The 7660-nt window shown below is 74.0% G+C and carries 9 protein-coding genes; 2 read left to right on the top strand and 7 right to left on the bottom strand.

Going from position 1 to position 7660, the window contains the following annotated elements:
- The 4 genes from E4P38_RS20225 to rimP form a co-directional block, all read right to left on the bottom strand.
- Positions 1 to 255 (bottom strand): translation initiation factor IF-2 N-terminal domain-containing protein (locus E4P38_RS20225; RefSeq protein ID WP_135133783.1); only part of this gene is annotated, 255 nt, incomplete at its 3' end.
- Between the two features lie 158 nt (positions 256 to 413).
- Complete coding sequence (locus E4P38_RS20220) at positions 414 to 692, bottom strand: YlxR family protein (protein ID WP_245161188.1); 279 nt, start codon at positions 690 to 692, stop codon at positions 414 to 416.
- Positions 693 to 733: 41 nt separating this feature from the next.
- Positions 734 to 1864: a transcription termination factor NusA gene (gene nusA, locus E4P38_RS20215; protein WP_135133781.1), complete on the bottom strand. Its 1131-nt coding sequence runs from the start codon at positions 1862 to 1864 to the stop codon at positions 734 to 736.
- Positions 1861 to 2490 (bottom strand): ribosome maturation factor RimP, encoded by a 630-nt coding sequence (gene rimP, locus E4P38_RS20210; protein WP_135133780.1) that lies wholly within the window; start codon positions 2488 to 2490, stop codon positions 1861 to 1863. The genes nusA and rimP overlap by 4 nt, the downstream gene beginning before the upstream one ends.
- Positions 2491 to 2724: 234 nt before the next feature.
- Here rimP and E4P38_RS20205 point away from each other — a divergent pair, with 234 nt between their 5' ends.
- Positions 2725 to 3213: a hypothetical protein gene (locus E4P38_RS20205; RefSeq protein ID WP_135133779.1), complete on the top strand. Its 489-nt coding sequence runs from the start codon at positions 2725 to 2727 to the stop codon at positions 3211 to 3213.
- A 6-nt stretch (positions 3214 to 3219) separates the two neighbouring features.
- On the top strand, positions 3220 to 3693 hold the full coding sequence (locus tag E4P38_RS20200; protein WP_135133778.1) for a ferritin-like domain-containing protein: 474 nt from the start codon (positions 3220 to 3222) through the stop codon (positions 3691 to 3693).
- A gap of 6 nt (positions 3694 to 3699) precedes the next feature.
- Here E4P38_RS20200 and E4P38_RS20195 read toward each other — a convergent pair whose 3' ends face one another.
- From E4P38_RS20195 to ispG, 3 genes are read right to left on the bottom strand one after another with little or no spacing between them, the layout of a single operon-like run.
- A complete protein-coding gene (locus E4P38_RS20195) occupies positions 3700 to 5592 on the bottom strand; it encodes a penicillin-binding transpeptidase domain-containing protein (protein WP_245161187.1) in 1893 nt (630 codons plus the stop codon).
- A gap of 31 nt (positions 5593 to 5623) precedes the next feature.
- Positions 5624 to 6475, bottom strand: a complete 852-nt coding sequence (locus E4P38_RS20190; RefSeq protein WP_135133777.1) for a DUF4081 domain-containing GNAT family N-acetyltransferase — start codon at positions 6473 to 6475, stop codon at positions 5624 to 5626.
- 14 nt (positions 6476 to 6489) lie between these two features.
- On the bottom strand, positions 6490 to 7644 hold the full coding sequence (gene ispG / locus E4P38_RS20185; protein ID WP_348633800.1) for a flavodoxin-dependent (E)-4-hydroxy-3-methylbut-2-enyl-diphosphate synthase: 1155 nt from the start codon (positions 7642 to 7644) through the stop codon (positions 6490 to 6492).
- Positions 7645 to 7660 lie beyond the last annotated feature (16 nt).

The following is a 7660-nucleotide window of genomic DNA, read 5'->3' as shown; positions in this document are numbered from 1 at the left end:
AGCCGCCGGGGCGACCGGTGCAGCGGCGGCCGGCTTCGGCGCCGGGGCGCTCGGTCGGGCGGCGGGACGGGCCGGGGCGGCGGGGGCGCCGTTACTGGCTCCGAGGGCCTCTCGCAGCCGACGGGCCACGGGGGCCTCGACGGTGGAGGAAGCGGACTTCACGAACTCGCCCTGCTCCTTGAGCTTGGCGAGAACGGTCTTGCTGTCGACACCGAACTCTTTGGCGAGTTCGTGTACGCGGGCTTTGCCTGGCACGGGTCTCCTCATTGGTGAGGCCGGCGGCTTGCCCGCTCGACCTCGTCGTTAGTTGTGCATGGTCATCGTGGTGACTTCACGGCTGACTCATCCGACGGTGTCCTGTCGATCTGCGGACCGGCCTGGTGCCGGTCCGACCTGAGAACTGCTGTTGCCCTTCACGTGCCCGTCCCGGTCTCTGCCCCGCGCGCCTCCGGGGAGGCGGTGAGGACGTGGTCCCGGAGCGGACCGGCCTCCAGCGGAGCACTGCTGCCTCCTGGGAGACGCAGTGCCCGGACGAAGGCCCGGCGTCGCTCGGCTGCGTGCAGGCACTCCGGGGAGGGGTGCACGGACGCTCCCCTTCCGGGGAGCCGCCGCCGGGGATCCGGGACCAGAGCCCCGGACCGGACGACGACACGCAACAGATCGCTGACCGGAGCGCGCTTCCGGCACCCCACACAGGTGCGTACCGGGATCGACGTTTCGGCCACCCTGCACTCTAGCGCGTGGCAGGACCTGGATGTTCCGCGCGTCGGGGTGGAGGCCGGTGCGCGGACGACCGGGCGGGAGGCCGGCCCTCCGTGGCTCCGGCCGGCAGGCCCGATCGCAGCGGCGCGCGACCCACCCCCGGGGAGGGAGTCGCGGCCTCCTCGTCGCCCTGGGCATCGCTGCGGATGTCGATCCGGCAGCCGGTGAGGCGCGCGGCCAGGCGGGCGTTCTGACCCTCCTTGCCGATCGCCAGCGACAGCTGGTAGTCCGGGACGATCACGCGGACGGCCTTCGCCTGGGCGTCGACCACCCGCGCGCTGTTCACCCGCGCCGGGCTCAGCGCGGAGGCGACGAAGGTCGCGGGGTCGTCGGACCAGTCCACGATGTCGATCTTCTCGCCGTGCAGCTCGCTCATCACGTTGCGCACCCGCTGGCCCATCGGGCCGATGCAGGACCCCTTGGCGTTGAGCCCCGGCACCTTCGTACGGACGGCGATCTTCGAGCGGTGTCCGGCCTCGCGCGCGACCGCGACGATCTCGACGCTGCCGTCGGCGATCTCGGGGACCTCGAGGGCGAAGAGCTTGCGCACCAGGTTCGGATGGGTGCGGGAGACGGTGACCTGCGGCCCGCGGAACGTGCGCGCGACCGACACCACGTAGGCCTTGATGCGGCGGCCGTGGGTGTACTCCTCGCCGGGCACCTGCTCGGCCTGCGGGAGCACCGCCTCGACCTTGCCGATGTCGATGAGCACGGTGCCCTGGAGGTTGCGACGGTCGTGCGCCTGCACGATGCCGCTGACGATGTCGCCCTCCTTGCCCGCGTACTCGCCGAAGGTCTGCTCGTGCTCGGCGTCGCGCAGCCGCTGCACGATGACCTGCTTGGCGGTGCTGGCCGCGATCCGGCCGAAGTCGGTGGGGGTGTCGTCCCATTCGCGGACGACGTTCCCGTCCGGGCCGAGCTCCTGGGCCAGGACGGCGACCTCACCGCTCTTGCGGTCGACGTGGACGCGCACGTGCTTGGCCGCGCCGTCGGCGTGCCGATAGGCGGTCACGAGGGCCGATTCGATGGCCTCGATCACGGTGTCGGCGGGGATGCCCTTCTCCCGCTCCACCGCCTTGAGCGCGGTGACGTCGATGTTCACTGTCCTCCTCCTGAAGAGATGGCCTCGTCGTCGTCCGGGACGCGCTCGCCGGATGCGTCGTCGGGCTCCGCGCGGCCGAACTCGACCTGGACCCGTCCGGCACCCAGCTCGGCCCACGGCACGTGGCGCGGGGTCGGTGGCCGCTTCTTCGCGCCCGGCTTGGACCGGGCCTCCACTGCGAGGTCCACACCACTGTCCTCGACGGCGGTGATCCGCCCGGTGAGCTCGTCGGATCCCACGGTCACCGAGACCAGCCGGCCCAGGTTGCGCCGCCAGTGCCGGGGGTCGGTCAGCGGCCGGTCCACGCCCGGGCTGGTCACCTCGAGCACGTAGGGCGTCCGGCCCATGCCGTCGTCGTTGGCGTCGAGCACCTCGGAGACGGCGCGGCTGATCTCGGCGATGTCGTCGAGGGTGACGCCCTGGTCGCGGTCGATGACCACCCGGACGACGCTGCGGCGGCCGGCCGGGGTGACGACCAGTTCCTCCAGGTCGTAGCCGGCCTCGCCGACGACGGGTTCGATCCACCCGGCCAGCCGTGCTGTGGCGGGGTCGGGCTTGTGGGTGCCGCGGGAGCCGGACACTGCTTCCTCCTCCAGGCTCGGGCGGCCGCTCGGTGCGGTGCGCATGCCCCTCAGCTCCGGTGCCGTCCGGCTTCCGGCGCTGGTCGGGCCCGGGTAGAGGGGAAGTGCCCAGGCTACCGCCCGGCCGCATGCCCCGGGACCACGCACCGGGGGCATCGCAGCCGGACCGCCGTGGGACGGGAGGGGCGCACGTGCTGTGCCGGACGGAAGCCGCGACGCGGGGACGCGACCGGGCGCCAGTTACGACTCCGGGTCGTCCCGGCTGCGAGGATGGGGGCGATGTCCGTCACGCCCTCCTCTCCCCCGCCGGGGTTCTCCCGGCGCACCCTGCTCGCGGCCTCCGCGGCAGGGCTGGCGCTGCTGGCTGCCGGCTGCTCGTCCCCGCCGGCGGACGAGCGGGAGAAGGTGACGAGCGAGCAGGCCGACGAGCTGGCCGCCCAGGTGGCGGTCCAGGAGGCGCTGGTCTCCGCGTTCGCCGCCGCCGGTGCGGCCGACCCCGCGCTCGCCGCCGAGGTGGCCGAACTGGCCGGTCAGGCCGATGCGCAGCTCACCCGGCTGCGGGCCGCCTCACCGGGCGGGAGCGCCTCGGCGTCCGCACCGGCAGCGGGCGCACCTGCCGGTCCCGATGCGCGTGCCTGGCTGCGGGGGCAGGTGGCCGCCGCGGCGACATCGCACGCCACTGCGAGCGTGGACCAGTCGGGTGCCCGGGCCGCCCTGCTCGGATCGATCGCCGCGGGTCTGCGCGGCCAGGACGGAAGACTGGCGTGACCGGCGATGGCTGACGACGGTTCGGGCCCCGAGGCCCTCGACGAGAGCACCGAGAACGCCGCGCTGGGCAACGCGCTCGCCGCCGAGCACGCGGCGGTCTGGGGCTACGGCGTGGTCGGCGCTGCACTCGGCGGGGACGCCCGGCAGCAGGCCGCGGGCGCCGAATCGGCCCACCGCGACGTGCGTGACCAGGTCAGCGCGCTCCTCACCGGACGCCAGGCCGAGGTGGTCGATGCCGAGGGCGCGTACGCGCTGCCGTTCCCGGTGCTGTCGGAGGTCGACGCGGCCGCCCTGGGGGCCGTGCTCGAGGACGGCGTCACGGCGGCATGGGTGCGCGTGCTGGACCAGGCGGCCGAGCGGTCGACCCGTGAGCTGGCCGTCGGCGTGCTGAGTGCCGCAGAGGTACGTGCAGTGGGCTGGCGCGTGGCCGCCGGTCAGCCGTCGGTCACGAGGCCGTTCCCCGGCCTGCCCGACGCCTGAGCAGAGTCAGCCGAGCGCCCCGAGGAACGCGTCGGTGACGGCCACGGCCGTGCTGCTGGACTGACCGCCCTCGACCAGGACGGCGAAGGCGAGATCGCCCTGCGCCCCGCCCAGCCGATAGCCCATGAACCAGCCGTGCGAGTCCGGCGGGGTGTTGCTGCCGTACTCGGCCGTGCCCGTCTTGCCGAAGACCTCGCCGCGGTCGGCCAGCGCCTTCGCCGTCCCGGTGAGCACCACTTGGCGCATCATCGGCCGGAGGGCGTCCAGGACCTGCTGCCCGGGCCCGGCAGGAGCGGCACCCGCGGCCTCGGCGCCGACGACCTCCACCGGGGCGGCCGGGGTGCCGCTGCCGATGCCCGCGGCCACCAGCGCCAGCTGCGCCGGGCTCATCAGGACCTCGCCCTGGCCGATCGCGTCGGCCGCCTTCGTCGTGCCCGTGCTGGTCGCCGGCACGGCGCCGCTGAAGATGTCGACCGGCAGCGTCCAGTCGGTGCCGACCCCGTAGGAGGCGGCCGCCGTCGAGAGCGCCCCGTCGGGCAGCTCGAGGGCCTGCTGGATGAAGGTCGTGTTGCACGACTGGGCGAACGCCTCGATGAAGGGCACGGTGCCCAGGTCGAACTGGTCCTCGTTCTCGAACTCCCGGCCGTCGACGACCGTGGTGCCGGGGCAGGCCACCGGGGAGTCGGGGGTGAGCGTGCCCGCCGACAGCAGCGCCGTCGCCGTCATGGTCTTCATGCTCGACCCCGGCGGGAACTGCCCGGTCAGGGCGTTGCCGGTGTCGGCCGCCGCGTTCGAGGAGACGGCGAGGATCTCGCCGGTCCCGGGGCGGACGACCACGAGATGCGTGGGGAGCTCCTGACCGGCCACCGCGCCGTCGGCCGCGTTCTGCACGGCCGGGACGATGGGCGTCTGCACGGGTGTACCCGGCTCCGGCGCCACCGACTCGATCTCCCGGCCCGGATCGCCGGTGTCCTCGTCGGTGCTCACGACCGAGACGGTGAACCCGGCGGTGCCGGCGAGCTGCTCCTGGAACGCGCGCTGCAGCCCCGACAGGCCGAGCTGGTCGCCGGTGGCGTACCGCGGCGACCCGTCGTCCTGGCTCTCCTCGATGACCTCGGCGGTGGCGCCGCCGACCCGGCCCAGCAGGGCGACGGCGAACCGGGACGACGGCGCCAGGAGCCGCGTCTCGGTCGGGAAGACCGCGCCCGGCAGGTCGAAGACCTGGGCGCGGATCGCCTCGAAATCGGGCCGCCGGAGCGTGATCACGGGAACGAACTGGCCTGCGGGAGCCGCCTGGACGTCGGCGACGATCTCCTCGGCCGCGATCCCCGTCGCCTGCCCCAGCGCGGCGGCCAGAGACGGCAGGTCGGTGACCTGGGCCGGGTCGACGCCGACGTTGACGACCTCGGTGGGGGCGAACAGCGGGGCACCCGAGAAGTCGGTGATCGGGGCGCGCTCGGCGAGGCTGCGGGCGAGCGCCAGGTGCTGCCCCTCCGCCAGTTCGGGGTGCACGATCGTCGGCTCGGCGACGACCTGCCAGCCGTCGTCGCCCTCGGTGAGTTCGAGCGTGGCGTCGTAGGCCCACTCGGGCGCCGCCGCCAGGTCCCAGGTGGCGGTCCACTGCACGGTGGCCGACGAGTCGTCGACGGCGACCTTCCCGACGTCGGCGGCGAGCGTCGCGTCCGGGAGGTCGGTGGCGGTCTGCTCCAGGATCGCGGTGGCCGTGTCGGCGTCGGTGGTGGCCCCGGCCGCTGCGGCGGTGTCGCCCGTCGACCATGCCTCCAGGAACGTCGTCGCCGCCTCGCGGACGTCGTCCTCGGAGCTCCCGGAACAGGCCGCCAGCAGCGGGACGGCGATCAGCGCAGACGTCAGGAAGGCAGGACCCCGTCGAGAACGCACGGGGACACATTGTCAGACGGCTGGGGACAGCTCAGAACAGCACGCTGGCGTACTGCCCGACCTCCCGGAAACCGACGCGGCGGTAGGCGGCGCGGGCGGCCGTGTTGAAGTCGTTGACGTAGAGGCTGACCACGGGGGCGATCGTGCTGCGGGCGTACTCGACCACGGCCGCCGTCCCCGCCGTACCGATGCCGCGGCCCCGCTGGGCGGGCGCCACCCAGACGCCCTGGATCTGACAGGCGGCGCGGGAGACCGCGCCGATCTCGGCCTTGAAGAGCACCTCGCCGTCCTCGATCCAGGCCAGCGACTGCCCGGCCCGCACCAGCTCGGCCACCCGGGCGCGGTACCCGGCTCCGCCGTCCACCCGGAGCGGGCTGACCCCGACCTCCTCGGTGAACATCGCGACGGCCGCCGGCAGCAGCGTCTCCAGCTCGGCCGGCCGGACCGGGCGCACGCGGGCTTCGGCGGCGACGGCCGGCGGGCCGTCGATGGCCATCAGCGGCTGGCGCGGCCGGTGATCGCGGGCGGGACCCCAGTGCGGGGCCAGGAGGTCCCAGAGCGGCGCCACGGAGGCGGCCGGCCCGACGATGGTGGAGCAGCGGCGGCCGGCCCGGCGGGCCCGGTCGGCGAACGCGGCCGCGGCGATGTGCTCGGCACCGGGGACGGCGAAGGGGATCAGGTTGGCACCGGCGAGGCAGACCGCCTCCAGCTCACGGCCGCCCCCGACGCCCCAGAGCGGGGCCCCGAGGGAGGACGCCGCGGTTCCGGTGACCTCCACCCGGCCGGCGAGGACGCACCCCGCGACCGGATCGGTCGCCAGCAGCCGGTGCACCGCGGCCTCGTCGGATTCGTCGAGGACGCGCGCGGTCGGCGTTCGCAGCACGGAGGGTCCCGGGGTCAGCTGACGCTGACGACGGGCGGCCCGGAGGGCGTGCCCACCGCGACCGGGTCGCCGGACTGCCGCATCTGCTCGGCGATCCGCATGGCCTCCTCGATGAGGGTCTCCACGATCTGGGACTCCGGCACGGTCTTGACGACCTCGCCCTTGACGAAGATCTGCCCCTTGCCGTTGCCCGACGCGACGCCGAGGTCGGCCTCGCGGGCCTCGCCGGGGCCGTTGACGACGCAGCCCATGACGGCGACCCGCAGCGGCACGTCCATGCCCTCCAGGCCGGCGGTGACCTCCTCGGCGAGGGTGTAGACGTCGACCTGGGCGCGGCCGCAGGAGGGGCAGCTGACGATCTCCAGCCCGCGCTGGCGCAGGTTGAGGGACTCCAGGATCTGGTTGCCGACCTTGACCTCCTCCACCGGCGGGGCGGAGAGGGAGACGCGGATGGTGTCGCCGATGCCCTGGGACAGCAGCGCACCGAAGGCGACGGCGGATTTGATGGTGCCCTGGAACGCCGGGCCGGCCTCGGTGACGCCCAGGTGCAGCGGGTAGTCGCACTGGGCGGCGAGCAGCTCGTAGGCCCGCACCATGACGACCGGGTCGTTGTGCTTGACCGAGATCTTGATGTCGCGGAAGTCGTGCTCCTCGAACAGCGAGCACTCCCACAGGGCGGACTCCACCAGCGCCTCGGAGGTGGCCTTGCCGTACTTGGCCAGCAGCCGCTTGTCCAGGGAGCCGGCGTTCACCCCGATCCGGATCGGGATGCCGGCGCCCGCGGCGGCCCGGGCGATCTCGCCGACCTTGTCGTCGAACTTCTTGATGTTGCCCGGGTTCACCCGGACCGCGGCGCAGCCGGCGTCGATCGCGGCGAACACGTAGCGCGGCTGGAAGTGGATGTCGGCGATCACCGGGATCTGCGACTTCCGGGCGATCGCCGGCAGCGCCTCGGCGTCGTCGGTGTCGGGGACCGCGACCCGCACGATCTGGCAGCCCGCGGCGGTCAGCTCGGCGATCTGCTGCAGCGTCGCGTTGATGTCCGCGGTCTTCGTGGTGGTCATCGACTGCACGCTGACCGGGAAGTCGGAGCCCACCCCGACACCACCCACGTCGAGCTGACGGGTCTTCCGGCGGGGGGCGAGGACGGGAGGGGGTGCAGCCGGCATGCCGAGGCTGACGGGG

The sequence above is a fragment of the Blastococcus sp. CT_GayMR16 genome (assembly GCF_004570875.1).
GTDB lineage: Bacteria > Actinomycetota > Actinomycetes > Mycobacteriales > Geodermatophilaceae > Blastococcus_B.
Note: the sequence above shows the minus strand (reverse complement) of the source record. Positions and strands in the feature narration are given on the sequence as shown.

Excerpts from the sequence above, each read along its gene's own strand:
- rimP (WP_135133780.1), bottom strand. The coding sequence starts at position 2,490 with ATGCGCACCGCACCGAGCGGCCGCCCGAGCCTGGAGGAGGAAGCAGTG.
- E4P38_RS20205 (WP_135133779.1), top strand. The coding sequence starts at position 2,725 with ATGTCCGTCACGCCCTCCTCTCCCCCGCCGGGGTTCTCCCGGCGCACC.
- E4P38_RS20200 (WP_135133778.1), top strand. The coding sequence starts at position 3,220 with ATGGCTGACGACGGTTCGGGCCCCGAGGCCCTCGACGAGAGCACCGAG.
- ispG (WP_348633800.1), bottom strand. The coding sequence starts at position 7,644 with ATGCCGGCTGCACCCCCTCCCGTCCTCGCCCCCCGCCGGAAGACCCGT.